General features: G+C 67.8%; 18 protein-coding genes and 3 rRNA genes. 13 read left to right on the forward strand and 8 right to left on the reverse strand.

The features are described from left to right. Window positions 1-41 precede the first annotated feature (41 nt). The 5 genes from tyrS to Aeryth_RS04585 all read left to right on the forward strand — a co-directional run bounded on the left by tyrS (window position 42) and on the right by Aeryth_RS04585 (window position 8,060). On the forward strand, window positions 42-1,313 hold the full coding sequence (tyrS, locus tag Aeryth_RS04565; protein ID WP_236749819.1) for a tyrosine--tRNA ligase: 1,272 nt from the start codon (window positions 42-44) through the stop codon (window positions 1,311-1,313). A gap of 472 nt (window positions 1,314-1,785) precedes the next feature. Further along, a 16S ribosomal RNA gene (locus Aeryth_RS04570) occupies window positions 1,786-3,304 on the forward strand. Window positions 3,305-3,655: 351 nt separating this feature from the next. After that, window positions 3,656-6,761: ribosomal RNA gene (locus Aeryth_RS04575) — 23S ribosomal RNA — on the forward strand. 75 nt (window positions 6,762-6,836) lie between these two features. Then, window positions 6,837-6,953, forward strand: a 5S ribosomal RNA gene (rrf, locus tag Aeryth_RS04580). Together the 16S, 23S and 5S rRNA genes form the textbook arrangement of a ribosomal RNA operon. A 66-nt stretch (window positions 6,954-7,019) precedes the next feature. Continuing rightward, window positions 7,020-8,060: a tetratricopeptide repeat protein gene (locus Aeryth_RS04585; protein WP_144433663.1), complete on the forward strand. Its 1,041-nt coding sequence runs from the start codon at window positions 7,020-7,022 to the stop codon at window positions 8,058-8,060. A gap of 31 nt (window positions 8,061-8,091) precedes the next feature. On the opposite strand, the gene Aeryth_RS04590 is transcribed toward Aeryth_RS04585, so the two are convergent. Beyond that, the gene (locus Aeryth_RS04590) at window positions 8,092-8,439 is read right to left on the reverse strand and encodes a TraR/DksA family transcriptional regulator (RefSeq protein WP_067855249.1); all 348 of its coding nucleotides are present in this window, start codon (window positions 8,437-8,439) and stop codon (window positions 8,092-8,094) included. A 97-nt stretch (window positions 8,440-8,536) separates the two neighbouring features. On the opposite strand from Aeryth_RS04590, the gene Aeryth_RS17835 reads away from it, so the two are divergent. After that, complete coding sequence (locus tag Aeryth_RS17835; protein ID WP_158509172.1) at window positions 8,537-8,677, forward strand: hypothetical protein; 141 nt, start codon at window positions 8,537-8,539, stop codon at window positions 8,675-8,677. Here the strand turns inward: Aeryth_RS17835 and Aeryth_RS04595 are convergent. The 4 genes from Aeryth_RS04595 to Aeryth_RS04610 are packed head-to-tail and all read right to left on the reverse strand — an operon-like array spanning window position 8,623 to window position 10,990. Further along, window positions 8,623-8,946 (reverse strand): hypothetical protein, encoded by a 324-nt coding sequence (locus Aeryth_RS04595; protein WP_067855252.1) that lies wholly within the window; start codon window positions 8,944-8,946, stop codon window positions 8,623-8,625. The genes Aeryth_RS17835 and Aeryth_RS04595 overlap by 55 nt on opposite strands. Continuing rightward, window positions 8,933-9,313: a hypothetical protein gene (locus Aeryth_RS04600; RefSeq protein ID WP_067855255.1), complete on the reverse strand. Its 381-nt coding sequence runs from the start codon at window positions 9,311-9,313 to the stop codon at window positions 8,933-8,935. Before Aeryth_RS04600 ends, Aeryth_RS04595 begins: the two co-directional genes overlap by 14 nt. A 1-nt stretch (window position 9,314) precedes the next feature. Next, window positions 9,315-10,547 carry an NRAMP family divalent metal transporter gene (locus Aeryth_RS04605; protein WP_067855258.1) on the reverse strand — a complete coding sequence of 411 codons (1,233 nt, stop codon included), beginning with the start codon at window positions 10,545-10,547 and terminating at the stop codon, window positions 9,315-9,317. Further along, window positions 10,544-10,990, reverse strand: a complete 447-nt coding sequence (locus tag Aeryth_RS04610; protein WP_067855261.1) for a hypothetical protein — start codon at window positions 10,988-10,990, stop codon at window positions 10,544-10,546. The genes Aeryth_RS04605 and Aeryth_RS04610 overlap by 4 nt, the downstream gene beginning before the upstream one ends. Before the next feature lie 90 nt (window positions 10,991-11,080). Here Aeryth_RS04610 and Aeryth_RS04615 point away from each other — a divergent pair, with 90 nt between their 5' ends. After that, window positions 11,081-12,301, forward strand: coding sequence for a cytochrome P450 (locus Aeryth_RS04615; RefSeq protein ID WP_067855264.1), 1,221 nt, complete (start codon window positions 11,081-11,083; stop codon window positions 12,299-12,301). On the opposite strand, the gene Aeryth_RS04620 is transcribed toward Aeryth_RS04615, so the two are convergent. Next, complete coding sequence (locus Aeryth_RS04620) at window positions 12,298-12,924, reverse strand: cysteine hydrolase family protein (protein WP_067855267.1); 627 nt, start codon at window positions 12,922-12,924, stop codon at window positions 12,298-12,300. The genes Aeryth_RS04615 and Aeryth_RS04620 overlap by 4 nt on opposite strands. 88 nt (window positions 12,925-13,012) lie before the next feature. Between Aeryth_RS04620 and Aeryth_RS04625 the strand changes: the two genes are divergently transcribed. After that, window positions 13,013-14,509 (forward strand): FAD-dependent oxidoreductase, encoded by a 1,497-nt coding sequence (locus Aeryth_RS04625; RefSeq protein ID WP_067855270.1) that lies wholly within the window; start codon window positions 13,013-13,015, stop codon window positions 14,507-14,509. A gap of 8 nt (window positions 14,510-14,517) precedes the next feature. On the opposite strand, the gene Aeryth_RS04630 is transcribed toward Aeryth_RS04625, so the two are convergent. Further along, window positions 14,518-14,841, reverse strand: coding sequence for a hypothetical protein (locus tag Aeryth_RS04630; RefSeq protein ID WP_067855273.1), 324 nt, complete (start codon window positions 14,839-14,841; stop codon window positions 14,518-14,520). Window positions 14,842-14,908: 67 nt separating this feature from the next. Then, a complete protein-coding gene (locus Aeryth_RS17840; RefSeq protein WP_158509173.1) occupies window positions 14,909-15,076 on the reverse strand; it encodes a hypothetical protein in 168 nt (55 codons plus the stop codon). Between the two features lie 204 nt (window positions 15,077-15,280). On the opposite strand from Aeryth_RS17840, the gene Aeryth_RS17600 reads away from it, so the two are divergent. From Aeryth_RS17600 to Aeryth_RS04655, 5 genes are all read left to right on the forward strand, one after another. Beyond that, window positions 15,281-15,817 (forward strand): hypothetical protein, encoded by a 537-nt coding sequence (locus Aeryth_RS17600; protein ID WP_144433665.1) that lies wholly within the window; start codon window positions 15,281-15,283, stop codon window positions 15,815-15,817. 75 nt (window positions 15,818-15,892) lie between these two features. Continuing rightward, a complete protein-coding gene (locus tag Aeryth_RS17285) occupies window positions 15,893-16,030 on the forward strand; it encodes a Flp family type IVb pilin (RefSeq protein ID WP_083516257.1) in 138 nt (45 codons plus the stop codon). A gap of 181 nt (window positions 16,031-16,211) precedes the next feature. Beyond that, window positions 16,212-16,409 (forward strand): Flp family type IVb pilin, encoded by a 198-nt coding sequence (locus Aeryth_RS04645; RefSeq protein WP_067855281.1) that lies wholly within the window; start codon window positions 16,212-16,214, stop codon window positions 16,407-16,409. A 260-nt stretch (window positions 16,410-16,669) separates the two neighbouring features. Further along, window positions 16,670-17,344 carry a Flp pilus assembly protein CpaB gene (gene cpaB, locus Aeryth_RS04650; RefSeq protein ID WP_158509174.1) on the forward strand — a complete coding sequence of 225 codons (675 nt, stop codon included), beginning with the start codon at window positions 16,670-16,672 and terminating at the stop codon, window positions 17,342-17,344. Then, window positions 17,341-18,537 (forward strand): CpaE/TadZ family protein, encoded by a 1,197-nt coding sequence (locus Aeryth_RS04655; protein ID WP_067855285.1) that lies wholly within the window; start codon window positions 17,341-17,343, stop codon window positions 18,535-18,537. Before cpaB ends, Aeryth_RS04655 begins: the two co-directional genes overlap by 4 nt. Window position 18,538 lies beyond the last annotated feature (1 nt).

The raw sequence follows: 18,538 nt of genomic DNA on the forward strand, positions 1-18,538 counted from the left end.
CCAGAATGGGGCCGTCCGCCCCGACCGACCAGGAGCCCCACGTGAGCACAGCCGGAGGATCCGTCCTCGACGACCTGACCGCCCGCGGACTCGTCGCGCACTCGACCGACCTCGAGGCGCTGCGGGCCGAGATGGACGCCGGCCCGATCGTCTACTACGTGGGCTTCGACCCCACGGCGCCCAGCCTGCACGTGGGCAACCTGCTGCAGATCCTCACCGCGCGGCGACTCCAGCTCGCCGGGCACCGACCGCTCCTGCTCGTCGGTGGCTCCACCGGTCTCATCGGTGACCCCAAGGAGACCGGCGAGCGGGTCATGAACACCCACGAGACCGTCGCGGCGTGGGTCGAGCGGATCCGCGACCAGGTCGTCCGCTTCGTCGACCTGGAGGGGGAGAACGGCGCGACGATGGTCAACAACCTCGACTGGACCGAGTCCCTCAGCACGATCGACTTCCTGCGCGACATCGGGAAGCACTTCCCGGTGAACCGCATGCTGGCGCGCGACGTGGTGAGCAGCCGGCTCGAGAGCGGCATCAGCTACACCGAGTTCAGCTACGTCCTGCTGCAGTCGATGGACTACCTCGAGCTCCACCGTCGCCACGGCTGCGTGCTCCAGACCGGCGGCAGCGACCAGTGGGGCAACATCACCGCCGGCGTCGAGCTCGTCCGTCGCTCGGAGGGACGCAGGGTGCACGCCCTCGCCACCCCGCTCATCACGAAGGCCGACGGCACGAAGTTCGGCAAGACGGAGTCGGGGACGGTGTGGCTCGACCGCGAGCTCATGAGTCCGTACGCCTTCTACCAGTCGTGGATCCAGGCCGAGGACACGAAGGTGGGGGAGTACCTCAAGCAGTTCACCTTCGTGCCGGTCGAGGAGATCGACGCGCTCATGGCCGAGCACGCCGCCGCACCCGGACGACGCCTCGCACAGCGACGTCTCGCCGCCGAGGTCACGGCGCTCGTGCACGGGCAGGCCGAGGTCGACGCGGCGGAGCTCGCGTCGACGGCCCTGTTCGGTCGCGGTGAGCTGGCCGAGCTGCCGGAGGACACCCTCGCGGCCGCGCTGGGGGAGACCGGCGTCGTCGAGCTGGGTGGCGACGCGACACTCACGGACGCCCTGCTCGAGACCGGCCTGGTCGACTCGCGCTCGGCCGCGCGCCGTGCGGTGTCCGAGGGTGGCGCGTACGTCAACAACAGCAGGGTCGACGACGCCGAGGCCCCGCTCGCCTCGCTGGACGCCCTGCACGGCTCCTGGCTCGTCCTGCGCCGCGGAAAGCGCGCCGTTGCAGGGATTCGTCGGGTCCGGTCGTGAGTATGGCCGGGGTCACACCGCACGGATTTGACCCTGCTCCGGTCGTCTGAGTAATGTTCTTCTTGTTGCACCGCACGACGGAGCGCAAGGCCGAGAGGCCGGGCACTCGGAGCGAGCAGCCACTCGAACCGAAACGGTTAACGCCAGGAACTGAATTCCGGAGACTGACCGCTGACAACGGAGAGTGATCGTGGCAGGACCCCGGGTTTGACCCGGTGATCACGAGCCGCGTAGGATAGACCAGCCCCTGGTGGGTGGGCCCTGATGTGGGTCTGTCTGGTGGGTGTGCGTCTGATGTTTGAGAACTCAACAGTGTGCTAAAAGTCGACGAGAAGTAATCAGTTTTACCCCCGTCGGCAGGCATGGTGCCTCTTTTTGGGGTGTTGTGTGTGTCGCGGTGGCAATTCCGACAATTTTGACTGTCAGCAGTCAGTTTGCCGGGTCATTTTGATGTTGGCCCCTTGTGGGGTTTTCAACGGAGAGTTTGATCCTGGCTCAGGACGAACGCTGGCGGCGTGCTTAACACATGCAAGTCGAGCGGTAAGGCCCTTTCGGGGGTACACGAGCGGCGAACGGGTGAGTAACACGTGAGCAACCTGCCCTTCTCTTTGGAATAAGCGTTGGAAACGACGTCTAATGCCGAATATGACCCCCTGTCGCATGGTGGGGGGTGGAAAGCTCTGGCGGAGAAGGATGGGCTCGCGGCCTATCAGCTTGTTGGTGTGGGTAATGGCCCACCAAGGCGACGACGGGTAGCCGGCCTGAGAGGGTGACCGGCCACACTGGGACTGAGACACGGCCCAGACTCCTACGGGAGGCAGCAGTGGGGAATATTGGACAATGGGCGAAAGCCTGATCCAGCAACGCCGCGTGAGGGATGACGGCCTTCGGGTTGTAAACCTCTTTCAGCAGGGACGAAGCGAGAGTGACGGTACCTGCAGAAGAAGGACCGGCCAACTACGTGCCAGCAGCCGCGGTAATACGTAGGGTCCGAGCGTTGTCCGGAATTATTGGGCGTAAAGGGCTCGTAGGCGGTTTGTCGCGTCGGGAGTGAAAACTCAGGGCTCAACCCTGAGCGTGCTTCCGATACGGGCAGACTAGAGGTATGCAGGGGAGAACGGAATTCCTGGTGTAGCGGTGGAATGCGCAGATATCAGGAGGAACACCGGTGGCGAAGGCGGTTCTCTGGGCATTACCTGACGCTGAGGAGCGAAAGCATGGGGAGCGAACAGGATTAGATACCCTGGTAGTCCATGCCGTAAACGTTGGGCGCTAGGTGTGGGGACCTTCCACGGTTTCCGTGCCGCAGCTAACGCATTAAGCGCCCCGCCTGGGGAGTACGGCCGCAAGGCTAAAACTCAAAGGAATTGACGGGGGCCCGCACAAGCGGCGGAGCATGCTGATTAATTCGATGCAACGCGAAGAACCTTACCTGGGTTTGACATATGCCGGAAAGCTGCAGAGATGTGGCCCCCCTTGTGGTCGGTATACAGGTGGTGCATGGCTGTCGTCAGCTCGTGTCGTGAGATGTTGGGTTAAGTCCCGCAACGAGCGCAACCCTCGTCCTATGTTGCCAGCACGTGATGGTGGGGACTCATAGGAGACTGCCGGGGTCAACTCGGAGGAAGGTGGGGATGACGTCAAGTCTTCATGCCCCTTATGTCCAGGGCTTCAAGCATGCTACAATGGCCGGTACAAAGGGCTGCGAAACCGTAAGGTGGAGCGAATCCCAAAAAGCCGGTCTCAGTTCGGATTGGGGTCTGCAACTCGACCCCATGAAGTCGGAGTCGCTAGTAATCGCAGATCAGCAACGCTGCGGTGAATACGTTCCCGGGCCTTGTACACACCGCCCGTCACGTCATGAAAGTCGGCAACACCCGAAGCCGGTGGCCCAACCCTTGTGGAGGGAGCCGTCGAAGGTGGGGCTGGCGATTGGGACGAAGTCGTAACAAGGTAGCCGTACCGGAAGGTGCGGCTGGATCACCTCCTTTCTAAGGAGCTTTTGGCTCGCCGCAGTGTCGGTGGGTCCATATGTGCTGGTCGTGGGCGAATGTCCTGCGCAGTGCAGCTCACTAGTGGACGTCGATTAGTTGGCCGGTCGTTGACTGGTGCTTGTCAGTACACCTCTTCCTTCGGGTGGGGGCAGGAACCTCGAGTATCTGGTGGCGGTCGCGCTTAGCACACTGTTGGGTCCTGAAGGATCAGCCGTTGGTTGGGTCTTCTTGGACCGTTCTTCCCGGTGAACCGCCCGCGTGTTGGTGGGTAGGCGTCGGATCGGAGTGCGGGACCGGACGTATCTTGAGAACTTCACAGTGGACGCGAGCATCTTGTAGCAATGTATGTAACAAGCTACTAAGTGCACATGGTGGATGCCTTGGCATCGAGAGCCGATGAAGGACGTTGGAGTCTGCGAAAAGCCCCGGGGAGGTGACAACCGACCTGTGATCCGGGGATGTCCGAATGGGGAAACCCACCTGGAGGAAAGTCCAGGTACCTGCGCCTGAACACATAGGGCGTGTGGAGGGAACGCGGGGAAGTGAAACATCTCAGTACCCGCAGGAAGAGAAAACAACCGTGATTCCGGAAGTAGTGGCGAGCGAAACCGGAAGAGGCTAAACCCTAGTGATGTGATAGCCGGCAGGCGTTGTCACTGGGGGGTCGTGGGGCCGAACTGCTGAGACTGCCGTATCAGCGAAGAGTCATAAACCATGAGTGAAGACGAGACCGACTGGAAAGTCGTGGCATAGAGGGTGATACCCCCGTAGTCGTAAGCTCATGGCTCTTGTTCGTTACCCCGAGTAACACCGAACCCCTGAAATTCGGTGTGAATCTGGCGGGACCACCCGTTAAGCCTAAATACTCCTCGATGACCGATAGCGGACTAGTACCGTGAGGGAAAGGTGAAAAGTACCCCGGGAGGGGAGTGAAAGAGTACCTGAAACCATGTGCATACAATCCGTTGGAGCTCTTCCTTGTGAAGGGTGACAGCGTGCCTTTTGAAGAATGAGCCTGCGAGTTAGCGTGGTGTAGCGAGGTTAAGGCGAGGGCCGTAGCCGTAGCGAAAGCGAGTCCGAACAGGGCGTTTGAGTTGCACCATCTAGACCCGAAGCGGAGTGATCTATCCATGGGCAGGTTGAAGCGCGGGTAAGACCGCGTGGAGGACCGAACCCACCTAGGTTAAAAACTGGGGGGATGACCTGTGGATAGGGGTGAAAGGCCAATCAAACTCCGTGATAGCTGGTTCTCCCCGAAATGCATTTAGGTGCAGCGTTGCGTGTTTCTTGTCGGAGGTAGAGCACTGGATGGGCTAGGGGGCCTACAAGCTTACTGAACTCAGCCAAACTCCGAATGCCGATAAGTGAGAGCGCAGCAGTGAGACTGCGGGGGATAAGCTCCGTAGTCGAGAGGGAAACAGCCCAGACCATCAGCTAAGGTCCCCAAGAGATTGCTAAGTGGAAAAGGATGTGAAGTCGCAGAGACAACCAGGAGGTTGGCTTAGAAGCAGCCACCCTTGAAAGAGTGCGTAATAGCTCACTGGTCAAGTGATTTCGCGCCGACAATGTAGCGGGGCTCAAGCAATCCACCGAAGCTATGGCATTCGCGCATGAACCAGGCCTTCGTGGTCCAGGTGCGTGGATGGGTAGGGGAGCGTCGTGTCGCGAGTGAAGCGGCGGGGTAACCCAGTCGTGGACGCGACACGAGTGAGAATGCAGGCATGAGTAGCGAATGAGGAGTGAGAAACTCCTCCACCGGATGACCAAGGGTTCCAGGGTCAAGCTAATCTTCCCTGGGTAAGTCGGGACCTAAGGCGAGGCCGACAGGCGTAGTCGATGGACAACGGGCTGATATTCCCGTACCGGCACTGAAGCGACCCTGCTGAATCCAGTGATGCTAAGTGCCCGAAACCGGTTTCCAGCTCCTTCGGGAGCATTAACCGGCAGAGCGCATGACCCGAACTGGTACTAGGCAAGCAATGGTGTGACGCAGGAAGGTAGCTCAACCGCGGCGATGGTAGACCGCGGCCAAGGTCGTAGGGCGAACGGTAGGCAAATCCGCCGTTCATGTGCCTGAGAGCTGATGGGGAGACGTTTTAGTCGAAGTGAGTGATCCTATGCTGCCGAGAAAAGCATCTAGCGATGTTTCAGAGCCGCCCGTACCCCAAACCGACTCAGGTGGTCAGGTAGAGAATACTAAGGTGATCGAGTGAATCATGGTTAAGGAACTCGGCAAAATGCCCCCGTAACTTCGGGAGAAGGGGGGCCGGATTCGTCAGTGGACTTGCTCCACGAAGCGTTGAAGGCCGCAGAGACCAGGCCCAAGCGACTGTTTACTAAAAACACAGGTCCGTGCTAAGTCGAAAGACGCCGTATACGGACTGACTCCTGCCCGGTGCTGGAAGGTTAAGGGGACGTGTTAGCGCAAGCGAAGCACAGAACTTAAGCCCCAGTAAACGGCGGTGGTAACTATAACCATCCTAAGGTAGCGAAATTCCTTGTCGGGTAAGTTCCGACCTGCACGAATGGAGTAACGACTTGGGCGCTGTCTCAACCATGAACTCGGCGAAATTGCACTACGAGTAAAGATGCTCGTTACGCGCGGCAGGACGGAAAGACCCCGGGACCTTTACTATAGTTTGGTATTGGTGTTTGGTTCGACTTGTGTAGGATAGGTGGGAGACTGTGAAGCTCGGACGCCAGTTCGAGTGGAGTCATCGTTGAAATACCACTCTGGTCGTACTAGATATCTAACCTAGGTCCGTTATCCGGATCAGGGACAGTGCCTGATGGGTAGTTTAACTGGGGCGGTTGCCTCCTAAAATGTAACGGAGGCGCCCAAAGGTTCCCTCAGCCTGGTTGGCAATCAGGTTTCGAGTGTAAGTGCACAAGGGAGCTTGACTGTGAGAGTGACAGCTCGAGCAGGGACGAAAGTCGGGACTAGTGATCCGGCGCTGGCATGTGGAAGCGGCGTCGCTCAACGGATAAAAGGTACCCCGGGGATAACAGGCTGATCTTCCCCAAGAGTCCATATCGACGGGATGGTTTGGCACCTCGATGTCGGCTCGTCGCATCCTGGGGCCGTAGCAGGTCCCAAGGGTTGGGCTGTTCGCCCATTAAAGCGGCACGCGAGCTGGGTTTAGAACGTCGTGAGACAGTTCGGTCCCTATCCGCCGCGCGCGTAGGAAACTTGAGAAAGGCTGTCCCTAGTACGAGAGGACCGGGATGGACGAACCTCTGGTGTGCCAGTTGTTCTGCCAAGAGCACGGCTGGTTGGCTACGTTCGGAAGTGATAACCGCTGAAAGCATCTAAGCGGGAAGCACGTTTCAAGATGAGGTTTCCCACTGGTTTACCAGGTAAGGCCCCCAGCAGACCACTGGGTTGATAGGCCGGAAGTGGAAGTGCAGCAATGCATGGAGCTGACCGGTACTAATAGGCCGAGGGCTTGTTTCACTACAACAAGAGCATGCGCGTCCACTGTGAGGTTCCCGAGATATGAGTCGGGAACGATTGATATCTCCATAGAGTTTCGGCGGCCATGGCGAAGGGGAAATACCCGGTTACATTCCGAACCCGGAAGTCAAGCCCTTCAGCGCCGATGGTACTGCGCGGGAGACTGCGTGGGAGAGTAGGACGCCGCCGGACAATCATTACGCACAAGGCCGCCCCCACTGGGGGCGGCCTTGCTGCATTTCACCAGGAGTACAAGGAATGAACCAGTCCTCTGGACGCGGCCCGAACCGCCCCCGCAGACCCGCCGAGACCCGCGGCAGCAGCAGGCCCGGCAAGCCGAGCGACCGGGGCGGCAGCAAGCCCGCCGACACCCGCGGAGGCAAGCCCGCCGAGACCCGCGGCGGCGGCAAGCCCGCCGACCGGCGTGGCGGCAAGCCCGCAGACACCCGCGGCGGCGGCAAGCCCGCAGACACCCGTGGCGGCAAGCCCGGGGAGCGTCGTGGCGGCAAGCCCGGGGAGCGTCGTGGCGGCAAGCCCGGCGACCGTCGTGGCGGCCCGGCCCGCAACCGCGACCGCGAGGAACGCACCGTCGACCAACAGACCTACGACGGACCCCCCATCCCCGACGACATCGCCGCCACCGACCTGGACCGCTACGCCCGCGACCAGCTCTCCAACCTCCCCGCCAAACTCGCCGACCGCGTCGCCCGCCACCTCATCATGGCCGGCCTCCTCCTCGACGAAGACCCCGAAACCGCCTACGCCCACGCCCTCGCAGCCCGCGCCCGCGCACCCCGCAACGCCCTCATCCGCGAAGCCTGCGGCGAAACCGCCTACGCAGCCGGCCACTACGCCCAAGCCCTCGCCGAACTCCGCGCCGCCCGCCGCATCAACGGCCAACACCTCTACGCCCCCATCATGGCCGACTGCGAACGCGCCCTCGGCCGACCCACCCAAGCCCTCACCTACGACACCCCCACCACCCGCAACCACCTCGACCAAACCGGCAACATCGAACTCACCATCGTCATCGCCGGCGCCCGCCGAGACCTCGGCCAACACCAAGCCGCCCTCCAACTCCTCCAAACCGAACCCCTCCACACCACCACCCGCGCCCCCTGGGCCACCCGCCTCAAATACACCTACGCCGACACCCTCCACACCACCGGCAACACCCACGAAGCCCTCCAATGGTTCCACCGCGTCATCGCCACCGACCCCCACCACACCACCGACGCACCCCAACGCATCACCCAACTCGAACACGAACTGGGCATCAGCGGGGAGCAGCAGGACTGACGCGTCCCGAGCGGGGGAGGGGGTTCTCCGCTCAGGAGCGGCGTGGTCTGCGGGCGCAGTCGACGCAGCTCGTGGCGCGCGGGAAGGCTTCCTGGCGCGCGCGGCCGACGGGCGCGCCGCAGGCGACGCAGACCGGGTAGAGGCCGCTCTCGAGCCGCTCGAGCATGAAGTCGACCTGGCGCAGGAGCTCACGGTCCTGCGTCTCGATGAGGACGTCGAGCTCAGTCTCGACGCCGAGCTCCGCGCGGTCGGCCGAGTCGCCGCTGACCGGTCCCGAGCGGTGGTGGTCGCCCACCCGCTCGAGGAGCCGCGACCTCTCCTCGGTCATGGCGTCGTGCAGCCGGTCGAGGTCGGCAGGGGTGCAGGCGGTGTCGTCCATGGAGGCTGACGTACCCGATCCGCGCCTCGACACCGACAGGTGCGTGGGGGACCGCCGTCGGGGTACGCGTCGGTCACCCGATCCGAGGAGGACCGTCATGACCACGCCCCATCCCGAGGCATCCGCCGAAGGCGCCGAGCCCGACGCCGACGCGGAGGAGCTCGACCCCGGCCAGGACCCCGATCAGTCGTCCAGCCTCGACGACCAGCGCGTGCAGCCGCTCGTGAGCACGACCTGACGGTCGTCGGGCTGCCAGCTCAGGTCGGCGACGTCGACGAGGTAGGACCCGCGCTGACGCCACGCGAAGAGGTGCGCGAGCAGGGCCGGCCGACGCGCGCTGCGTCGCTCGTAGCCCAGGAACGCCGTGCCTCGTCGCGGACCGATGACGAGACCGACGACCTCGGGCGCCGACCGGTCGTCGGGCACCAGGAGCCGTGCGTCGACGACCACGCCGACCCGCTCGCCGTCCTGCAGGACCAGTGCGCCGAGCAGCTCACCGAGGATCATGACGGCCTCCGGGAATCCGTGCGACGACCACATCGCGCCACCACCGCTCCACCCAGAGCAGATCGAGCTCCTCACGGCCGACGGCGAGGTGGACGGCCGTGTCGATCGAGGCGACGTCGTGCCAAGGGACGCCGCGGCGCTGCCATGACGGCGCACGAGCGCCGAAGAACCGCGTCAGCAGGCCGGAACCGAGCAGGAGACGGTCGACCTGAGGCCGCCCGGTGGGTCCGGGGCCTGGCCACGTGATCTCGAGGTCGTCGACCGCGAGGACGGGGAGGCCGTCGCGGTCGAGCACCTGACGGTCGAGCAGGTGCAGGTTGACGTCGACCAGCCGGCCCCGAGCCGGGTGTCGCGGGCCCTCGGTCATGTCAGGCCCCCATCCTGGTGAGGACCATGAGCGGCACTGCTGCCACCGCGGCGACGCCGATGATCACGAGGTAGACCAGCGCGACCGCGTTGACGACTCGCCCGTTGACGTGCTCGCCGACGTAGTCAGGATCGTTCGCGACGACGAGGACCGGGAAGTACGTCAGGGGGAGGGCGACGGCGCTGAAGACGACCGAGAACTCGGTGACCATGATCGGGTCGACGCCCGTGGCCAGGACGACGCACGCCAGGGCGACGGCGCCAGCGACCACGACGTGGAACTGCGGCGCCTGCACCGGCCGCAGACGCTTGCCCCAGGGCCAGCCCGCGTACTGCGCGATGGAGTAGCCGCACGCGAGCGCCGTCTCGAGCGCTGCTCCGGTCGTGGCGGCCACGACCCCGACGAGCACCACGACGACGCCGACGACGCCCAGAGCGACCGCGACCGGTGCCAGCACCTGCGAGAGACTCGTGACCGCGATGCCCGCCGGGAGGAGCACGACGGCGGCGCAGCCGGCGATGGCGAGCGAGAGCACACCGCCGAGCGTGAAGCCGACCAGCACGTTCAGCCGCGACATCCACAGGTCGCGGGAGGTCCATCCCTCCTCGGCCGCGCCGGAGGAGAAGAAGAACACCTCGTACGGCGTCATCGCGGCCCCGAAGAGGGCTACGGCGTAGTAGGCGTAGGTGAGACCGCTCTCGCCACCCCCGGCCGGGACGGAGGGGACGAGCTGCCGGCCGAGAGCCGTCCAGTCGGGGTCGAGGGCGACGAGAGCGACGACGAAGCCGACGAGCAGCAGGCCGAGGAGCCCTGCGGCGTTCTCCATCCAGCTGAAGCGCACCCGCCAGACGATCCACCAGACCGCGAACGCCAGGGGAAGCACGATCGTGAGCGGCGCGACGCCGGCCAGCAGCTGCAGCGCCAGGGCGATCCCGCCGATCTCGGCGGCGAGCGTCAGCAGCGTGAGTGCCATCGAGCCGCCGAGGTTGACCAGGGCGGCGCGCGGCCCCAGACGCTCCCGGATGATCTCGAACGTGGCGCGTCCACTGATCGCCGTGACCTTGCCCGACATGTGCGCGAACAGGACGATGCCGACGACGCCGACCACGACCACCCAGGCGAGGGAGAGGCCGAAGCGCGATCCGACCACCGCGTTCGTCACCAGGTCGCCGATGTCGACGAACCCGCCGATGGCGGTGAGGATGCCGAGGGTCGCAGCGAACAGGCGGTTCACGAGGTCGCTCCTCGCGCGTCGGCCGACAGCAGCGCGAGGCGGTTCGCGACGTCGTCGAGGCGGGCAGCGGTCCGCCGAGGTACGTCGCGTCCCGCGCGCACGAGGTCGGACACGCGGTGCAGGAGGTCGAGGGTGTCGGCACCGACGCGCAGGGCCTGGTGGCGTGGTTCGACCTGTCCTGGCTGCACGTCGAGCGAGGCCGTCCGGCGTAGCGCGTCCGACGCATCAAGCGTCGCGTCGTCGAGCTGCGTCCTGACCGCTGCGGACGTCGTCCGACCCTCCGCGTGCAGCTGGACGGCCAGCGACGCCGAGCGCGCGGACGAGGTGAGCTCGTCGACGGTCGACGCCAAGGGATCGTCCGCGACGCCGCACCCGGCGGCGACGAGGAGCGTCGCGACCGCGAGGGCGACCCCCGCGCGTCTCCCGCTGCCGGTGGGGCGCATCAGGTCCTCCTCACGTCCGTCGCACGACGTACCCCGTCCCGCGTCCGCCACACGGCGGTTCCCCGACGCCGTGACGGGAACACGAGGGGCATGACCAAGAACATCGCCCTGGACCACCCTTGGCTCGATCGCAGCCCGCTCCTCCTGCTGGACGGCTACCGCTTCTCCGAGCGTCGTCGTCGGGACGCCGAGGACGTCACCCCGACCCGGGTCGCGGGTGCGCGGGCGCTCATCGTGCGCGGCGCGGAGGCGGCGGCCTGGTTCTACGGCGACGAAGCCCTGCGACGGCGCGACGCCGTGCCGGGCCTCGTGGCTCAACCGCTCTTCGGTCCGGGTGCCGTGCACACCCTCGATGGTGAGCACCATGCCGTGCGCAAGCACTGGTTCGTCGACGTGCTGGACGCGGAGGCGGTGCGAGCCTCGACCGCGCGTCTCGGGACGGCCTGGCGGGAGGAGGTGTCCGGCTGGGACGGCGAGGTGGACGTGTTCGAGCGGGCGAGCGCGGTGCTCACGCGCGTCGCCGTGGAGCGGGCCGGCCTGGCGGTCGACCCTCGGGGGTGGGAGCCGCTGCGGCGCGACCTCGTCGCCATGGTCGACGGGTTCGGTGCCGTCGCGGGCCCTCGCCACCAGCGTGCGCGAGCCGCGCGGGCCAGGACCCAGGCCTGGGTCGTCGACCAGGTGCGCGCGGCGCGACACGGCACGGAGGCCTCGGGCCTGGTGCGCGCGGTGGCGGACCTGGGCGACGAGGACGGGCGACAGGTCGCCGCCGAGGTCGCCGCGACGGAGCTCCTCAACGTCGTGCGCCCGCAGGTGGCCGTCGCCTGGCTGGTGGCCGGTGGGGCGCGAGCGCTCGACGAGCACCCGGCGCTGCGCTCGGCCTTGGCGGACGGGACGCTGTCACCGATCGACGTCGCGCAGGAGGTGCGCCGGACGACGCCGTTCGTCCCGCTGCTCGCCGCTCGCGCCGGGCGGGACACCCGCTGGGGCGACGTGAAGGTGCCGGCAGGCACCCTGGTCGTGCTCGACGTGTGGGGAACGGACCACGACCCGCGCAGCTGGGCGCGGCCCGACGTCTTTGACCCGCTCCGGTACGCCAGGGAGCGGGTCACCGCCGTCAACCTCGTGCCGCAGGGCGGGGGCTCGCGGGAGCGCGGCCACCGGTGTCCCGGCGAGGACCTGACGCTCGCCTACCTCAGCGTCATGCTGCCCGAGCTGGCCCGTTCAGGCGCCGTCGTGCACGAGGGCACCGTCTCGCTGCGACGGATGCCGCCGCGCCCGCAGTGCCGGGCACGGGTCGAGCAACGCCGCTAGGCCGTCGGCCAGCCCTCGCGAGGCTCCCGGACGTCCTGGCGGTACTCCTCGGCCAGCCAGCGCAGCGCCTCCTGGTGTGCGTGGTCGTCGTCGGAGGCCACCGCGCCGCCGGCGAGACTGACCCGGAAGTCGTGCGCGTACGCGCTCGCGGCGGTCATCGCGACGCACGCCTGCGTGGCGACGCCGGCGAGCAGGAGCCGGTCCACGTCGTGGGCCCGCAGCACCTCGAGCAGCTCGGTGTCGAGGAAGGCGTCGTCACGACGCTTGGTCACCAGGATCGTGTCGACGTCCGCCAGCTCGGAGACCGGCCCCGCACCGTCGGTGCCCTCGAGGGCGACGGGACTGTCGTCGTCGCGCATGTTCAGCGCCCAGGTGGCCGGGTCCCGCGGCAGCACCGTGCGGACCTCGACGACGGGCGCACCGTGTCGACGCGCCTGACCGACCCACCAGTGCACGGCCGCCAGCAGCCCGGCGCGACGTCGGGCGAGGCCGGGCGTGGAGAGGAAGTCCTCCTGGAGGTCGATCAGCACGAGGGCGGTGCTGCTGGGGCCGGGCGTGCTGGGCCCGGTGGTGCTGGGCTCGGAACTGCTGGGGTCGGTCTCGGGGGTCGTGGGGGTGGTCACGCCGTCGTCGTACCCACGTCGTCCGCCTGCATGCCACGGACCTCGCCGGGTACGAGGAGGGTCGCGACACCCGACGGACGGAGCAGGCATGACGGCACGGACGAGCTGGCACACCGAGGCGAGCCTCGCACCGACGACACGGACCACCCTCGGCGGCATCGTCGACGACATCGTCATCGGTGGCGGTGTCGTCGGCCTGAGCGCGGCCGTCGAGCTCGCGCGCCACGGACGGCGGGTGGTGCTCGTCGAGGCGCACCCGACGTTGGGCGCCGGCACGTCCGGACGGTCGACGGGCAAGCTCAGCCTGCTCCAGGGCACGCGTCTCTCGACGATCGAGACCCACCACGGGCCGGCGACGAGCGCGCGGTACGTCGAGGCCTGCCGGGAGGCGCAGACGTGGGTCGAGCAGCTGCTCGACCACTGGGACGTCGACGTGCAGCACCGCCCTGCGGTCACCTGGGCGTCGGACGGCGACCGGACGTCCGACACGCGAGCCGAGGACGCGGCCGCCCGGCGCGCAGGACTTCCCACGCGCTGGCAGCGTGAGGTACCTGCTGGCCTGCCCGGCTACGGAGCCGTGGTGCTGGACGACCAGCCGCAGGTCGACGCGCTCGCGTACGTGGCGGCGCTCGGCGCCGAGGCCGTCGCCGCGGGGGTCGACGTCCGGCTCGGGCGTCGCGTCCGTCAGGTCAGCGGCGGCGCGAGCCCCTGCGTCACGCTCGAGGGCGGTGAGGAGCTGAGGGCCGCTCACGTGCTCGTCGCCACCGGCATCCCCGTGCTCGACCGGACGGCCGCCTTCGCGACGGTCAAGCCGCACCGCTCGTACGTCGTCGCCTTCGAGACGAGCGAGGAGGCGCTGCCGATGGCGGTGTCGGTCGGGTCGCCGTCGTGGACGGTTCGAGGGGTGCCGCGACCGGGTCGGGCGCCGCTCGCGCTCGTCGGGGGCCACGGCCACGTGGTGGGCCGCTCCGGACCCGCAGGGCGTCACCTCGAGGCGGTGCGCCAGTGGGCCCGCGAGCACCTCGACGTCGGCGCCGAGGTCGCCGCCTGGTCGGCACAGGACTACCTGACGCCCGACGAGGTGCCCATCGCCGGACGGGCCCCAGGACGGGCCCCGGTCCACGTCGTCACGGGTCTCGGAGGATGGGGCCTCCTGGCCGGGGTGGCAGGTGCGCGAGCGGTCGCCGCGGCGGTCGCGCAGGGCCGTCGGCTCCCGCTCGTGCCGCCCGGTCGGCTCACGGGACCGCGCTCGATGACGTCGCTGGCCCAGTGGAACGCCGCGGTCGGCGGGCACCTCGCGTCGGGCTGGCTCGGCGCCCTCGCACGCCCGAGCGAGGTGCCGGGGGAGAGCCAGGGCGTCGTCACGCGGGGCCGGCCGCCGGTGGCCACCTCGACGGTGGACGGGTGCGTCCGCTCGGTCTCCGGCGTCTGCCCGCACCTGGGCGGCGTGGTGCGCTGGAACGACGTCGAGCAGACGTGGGACTGCCCCCTGCACGGGTCGCGGTTCGAGCCCGACGGGGCGCTCGTGGAGGGTCCGGCGACACGCGGCCTCGGTCCCGCGTCGGCGCCCCGTCCCGCGCCGTGACGCGCGCCCTACGGCTCGTCGACGTCGGGTCCGTCGGGGTCGCGTGAGGTGCGGCGGTCCGTCGCGGCCTTCGCCTTCAGGGTCGTGACGACACGCGAGGCGGCCGCGGCGATGATCGCGACCGGCAGCACCGCGTAGGCCCAGGCGCGGGGGAGCACGTCCTGGTCGACCAGCACGATCACGACGATCGCCGCCACGACGAGCACGGCGATGCCCAGCACGGCCCAGCGCCAGGCGCCGACGCCGGTCTCCGAGCCGCCCGTTCGCATCGGGGGGTTGTACCAGGGTCGACGGGTGCTTCCGCTCCAGTCGTCGTCGGGCTGGTCGTCCATGGCGTTCTCCTCGGTCGGGGTCGCGGGGTGAGTACCCCGGCGGGGCCGGGACGTGCAGGCGACCGCCTCAGTCGTCGATGCCGTGCGCGCGCATGACGAACAGCAGCGTCGTGCCCACCGTGCCGAGGACGGCGAGGGTGAGGAACAGGTAGCCCCAAGGCTGTGTCAGCGGGCCGTAGCGGACGACGGCGGAGCCGGCGAGGCCGGCGACGGCGAGCGCCAGGGTCGCGGACACGCCCAGGACCCACCGGAGACGGGGTGATGGCACGAGGACCTCCAGACATGAGGGTGCGGACCCGCCAGGGGGACGGGCCCGCACCGTTCGCGGCCCGCCAGGGGGACGAGCCCGTGCTGGTCGAGTACCCGGCTCGTGCGAGGTCATGCGTCGACGTGCCGCCGGCGGGTGCCGCCCGGCGCCCGGTCCGCCTACGATCGACGCATGTCCGTCCGTGCCTGCGCCAGCGTTGCCGCCGTGGCAGCTGCCACGGCGACGGCCGCGCTCGTCGCGGGATGTACCAGCCCCGAGCAGCCGGGCGGCGGCGAGTCGTTCTCCGCCGCGACGCTGCCGAGGCTGGAGGCCGCGCCGGCGTCACCCTCGCCGGCCCCTCGTCCGGACGTGCGGCGGACGATGTCGGCGGCGGCGACGCTCGCCACCTTCAAGGCGCCGCTGGACGCGTGCCGCGGCCCGGTGGCGATCGACGTGCAGGAGGAGGGCCGTCCGCTGCTGGTCTCGGAGCACGACTACTGCGGCGGGGCGGCCTGGATCCCGGAGCTCGACCGCGGTGACGTCGTCGAGCTGGACGGCCCCGGTGTCGACGCCGGTCTCTACCGGGTCGACGTCGTCGACCGGCACCAGCGTCGCGACGTGTTCGTGCGCGACCTGCGCCCAAGTGCAGACGTCGTGCTGCAGACCTGCGTGTCGCAGACCCAGCTCGTGCTCGTGGCCCTGTCCAAGGTCCCCGACCGGGGCGTCTGAGAGCACTTTCTCGCGGGTTTGGTCACCCTTGCCGGACTAGTTCGCCTACGGTGACGATGTCCGGAGGAGGGCACGATGACCCATGACGAGCGCGGCGCGACCGCGGTGGAGTACGCGTTGCTGGCGGTGTTCATCGCCGCGGTGATCGCTGCGACCGTGGGCATCTTCGGCCAGGACGTGCTCGAGCTGTTCGAGCGCGTGCCCCCGTTCTGAGACCTGCGCCACACCATGCATGTGACGAACGCCATAGTCCGACCGGACTAACAAAAGATGGCCCGTAACTCGCATGACAAACAGGACTTTCGGACTTAACTTTTTTCTCAGGGAGCGTCACCAACAGGGGTGACGGAGCAATCGGGGAACCGGGGCTCGAAACATCTGAGGGAGTTATGTCATGTACGCACTGTCGACCATCCTGGCCTACTTCGCGACCGCGCAGAACCGTCGCGACGAGAAGGGCGCGACCGCCGTCGAGTACGGCCTGCTCGTCGCCCTGATCGCCGCTGTGATCGTCACCATCGTCGTCACGCTCGGCGGCCAGATCAACGCGGCCTTCACGAAGATCAGCGGCAACCTGCCCGCGCTGGGCTGAGTCCGGAAGACGCGGCGGCGCGAGCTCGGGCTCGCGCCGCCGCCCCGGCACACCACGGACGGTTCGAAAGATCTGAGACTTTCGGACCGTCCCCGCCGCCCACCGGAGAGGGAGCCCGGAGGGCGGCACATCAGGCAACAGGGTGAGGGACCGTCCCGCGACGGGGTGCAGCAGCATCTCGGGGCGTCCTGTCGTGATCCCCACCGCCCCCGCGTCCCGGGGTCATGGGACGCACGCTTCACGGGAACAGGGAGATTGTCGTGAACAAGCAACGACTGGCCATCGGCGCTGCGGTGCTGCTGGCGGTGCTCGGCTTCGCCGCGCTCGTCGTCTACGCGCAGGGCGCCGACGACCGCGCCTTCGAGGGCACCGAGCGCACCACGGTGCTGCGGGTCACCCGGGAGGTGGCGACCAAGACGCCGGCGAGCGAGCTCGCGAAGAGCGTCGAGACCGTCGACCTGCCGAAGGCGGCGGTGGTGCCTGGAGCACTCACCGACCTGTCGGACGTCGAGGGCGAGGTCACCCAGGGCGTGCTCGTGCCGGGCGACCAGCTCACGGCGGCCAAGTTCGCCTCGCCCGACGACGTCAAGGGCGAGACCTCGGTCCCGAAGGGCATGCAGGAGCTCGCCGTCCAGCTCGAGAGCCAGCGCATCGTCGGAGGTGCGCTGGCCCCGGGCGACCTCGTGGGCGTCATGGCCAGCTACGAGGGGCGCACCGCGGTAGCGGTCAACCGGGTCCGTGTGCTCGCGGTCGCTGCGGGCGTCGGCGACGCGCAGGTGGCCTCCAACGCCACCGTCACCGTCGCCGTCCGGACGCTCGACGCCGAGAAGATCGTCAACGCGATGGAGTTCGGCAAGGTCTGGCTGACGAAGCAGACCACCGACACCGACACCGGCGGAGGCCGGACGATCGACAGCCAGGTGGTGGCGCCATGAGCCTCGTGCTGATCGTCGGCGGCGACGACGAGCTCGCCGGTCGGGTCGAGGGCACCATCGGCCACCAGTGCGTGGCGCTCGGGGCGGACGCCATGCAGGGCGACTCCTCCAGCTTCCTGCGCGGGCTCGACCCGACGGTGATCCCGGACGCCATGATCCTCACCGCCGCGGTGCCCCTGCAGGCCTCCATGGCCCTGGCGCGCGAGGTGGCCGCCGTGCGACCCGACGTCGACCTCGTGCTCGTCGCGGCGACCGAGAAGGAGGTCATGCTCGAGGCGATGCGCTCCGGCATCCGCGACGTCGCGCCGAGCATCGACGACCCCAACCTGCTCGCAGGTCTGCGAGCACGGCTCGACGCTCGCACGCCGGCCACGACGAGCGACCCGCTCAAGCTCGCCAGGCCCGCGGCGCCGGTCGACTTCCGCTCGCGCACGCTCACCGTGCTCTCGCCGAAGGGCGGGGTCGGCAAGACCAGCATCGCCACCAACCTGGCGGTCGCGCTGGCGCAGCAGTCGCCGATGGAGGTCGTGCTGGTCGATCTCGACCTGCAGTTCGGTGACGTGTCGACGGTGCTCGACCTGCGCCCGAGCCACACCCTCGAGGACGCGTTCGGCCCGGGTGCGCGCGACAACCTGCTGCTCAAGACGTACCTGACGGTGCACACCGCCGGGTTCTTCGTGCTGTGCGGTGCGGAGTCGCCTGCCGCAAACGACCACGTGACCGCCGAGCAGGTCACCGCGCTCGTGCGCCAGCTGCAGGAGCAGTTCCGCTACGTGGTCGTCGACACCGCCGCAGGGCTCGACGAGGCGACGCTCGGGGCGCTCGAGGCGAGTGACGACGCGGTGCTCGTGAGCACGATGGACATCGCCTGCCTGCGCAGCGTGCGCAAGGAGGTCGAGCTGCTGAGCGAGCTGGCGATCCTGCCGGCGTCGCGTCACGTGGTGCTGAACTTCGCGGACAAGCAGTCCGGGCTCAAGGTCAAGGACGTCGAGGCCATGCTCGGCCTCCCGGTCGACGTCGTCATGCCGCGCGCGAAGGAGGTGCCGGTCGCGTCCAACAAGGGCGTCCCGCTGGTCGTCAGCAGCCGGTCGAACCCGTTCGTGAAGTCGGTGAAGGCCCTGGCCAAGAAGGTCTACGACCGGGCCCGGGCCGCCGAGGCCAAGCCGGGCCACAAGCGGCTGGAGGTGGCCTGAC

The sequence above is a fragment of the Aeromicrobium erythreum genome, from assembly GCF_001509405.1.
GTDB classification, from domain to species: domain Bacteria; phylum Actinomycetota; class Actinomycetes; order Propionibacteriales; family Nocardioidaceae; genus Aeromicrobium; species Aeromicrobium erythreum.

Bases quoted from the DNA above. Each gene is read 5' to 3' on its own strand.
- Aeryth_RS04585 (WP_144433663.1), top strand. From the start codon at position 7,020: ATGAACCAGTCCTCTGGACGCGGCCCGAACCGCCCCCGCAGACCCGCC.
- Aeryth_RS04590 (WP_067855249.1), bottom strand. From the start codon at position 8,439: ATGGACGACACCGCCTGCACCCCTGCCGACCTCGACCGGCTGCACGAC.
- Aeryth_RS17835 (WP_158509172.1), top strand. From the start codon at position 8,537: ATGACCACGCCCCATCCCGAGGCATCCGCCGAAGGCGCCGAGCCCGAC.
- Aeryth_RS04595 (WP_067855252.1), bottom strand. From the start codon at position 8,946: ATGATCCTCGGTGAGCTGCTCGGCGCACTGGTCCTGCAGGACGGCGAG.
- Aeryth_RS04600 (WP_067855255.1), bottom strand. From the start codon at position 9,313: ATGACCGAGGGCCCGCGACACCCGGCTCGGGGCCGGCTGGTCGACGTC.
- Aeryth_RS04610 (WP_067855261.1), bottom strand. From the start codon at position 10,990: ATGCGCCCCACCGGCAGCGGGAGACGCGCGGGGGTCGCCCTCGCGGTC.
- Aeryth_RS04615 (WP_067855264.1), top strand. From the start codon at position 11,081: ATGACCAAGAACATCGCCCTGGACCACCCTTGGCTCGATCGCAGCCCG.
- Aeryth_RS04625 (WP_067855270.1), top strand. From the start codon at position 13,013: ATGACGGCACGGACGAGCTGGCACACCGAGGCGAGCCTCGCACCGACG.
- Aeryth_RS04630 (WP_067855273.1), bottom strand. From the start codon at position 14,841: ATGGACGACCAGCCCGACGACGACTGGAGCGGAAGCACCCGTCGACCC.
- Aeryth_RS17600 (WP_144433665.1), top strand. From the start codon at position 15,281: ATGTCCGTCCGTGCCTGCGCCAGCGTTGCCGCCGTGGCAGCTGCCACG.
- Aeryth_RS17285 (WP_083516257.1), top strand. From the start codon at position 15,893: ATGACCCATGACGAGCGCGGCGCGACCGCGGTGGAGTACGCGTTGCTG.
- Aeryth_RS04645 (WP_067855281.1), top strand. From the start codon at position 16,212: ATGTACGCACTGTCGACCATCCTGGCCTACTTCGCGACCGCGCAGAAC.
- Aeryth_RS04655 (WP_067855285.1), top strand. From the start codon at position 17,341: ATGAGCCTCGTGCTGATCGTCGGCGGCGACGACGAGCTCGCCGGTCGG.